This window comes from Ruegeria sp. CL6, assembly GCF_056536465.1.
This window is the reverse complement of the sequence record NZ_JBQFPR010000036.1, coordinates 1-517: the sequence shown is the minus strand read 5'-3', so window position 1 is coordinate 517 and position 517 is coordinate 1. Positions and strand designations below refer to the sequence as shown.

1 protein-coding gene is annotated in these 517 nt (G+C 54.2%); it reads right to left on the bottom strand.

Features of this window, described 5'->3' with window-relative positions:
- On the bottom strand, positions 1-517 hold a 517-nt coding region (locus ACR0LH_RS21655; RefSeq protein ID WP_480722431.1), incomplete at both ends, for a tetratricopeptide repeat protein.

The window sequence follows — 517 nt, the reverse complement described above, 5'->3', positions numbered from 1 at the left end:
GGCCGCGCCGATACCGATCGCGAACCACCGCATGGCTACAGTTTGTGGAAATTTTTCCCATGGAATGACCGGATGCATCTCAGGCGACAGTGCCGCCGCGACGTCCCATTGACCCTGCTCAAGAGGCAGCCGAACGGGTGCAGCCGCTAACGCATAAGCGCTTCCGAAACTGGCCTGATGATTTTGAATTGCGAGCATTTCGTCGACCAGCCCTGCAGCTTCGTCTGTATTCCCAAGTTGTAGGTGGCCGTAAACCATGTAGTCGATCGCATGCGCATAATGGCTTTGTACCACGTCTTTTGATTGCTCAAGAGCTGCTTCAGCGGACCGGCTGTTCAGATCAATTGATTTTTCCCATTCTCCTGTTCGTGTAAAGATATGAGCGGGCATATGCAGCGCATGTGGAGCGCTTGGAGCCGTTTTATCGTAAATCTCGGCGTACGGCCTGCCTCGCTCCTTGAGTGGCGGATTGTCATAGGCGTGGATCGCGTAGTGAATGACGCCAGGATGTTCTGGT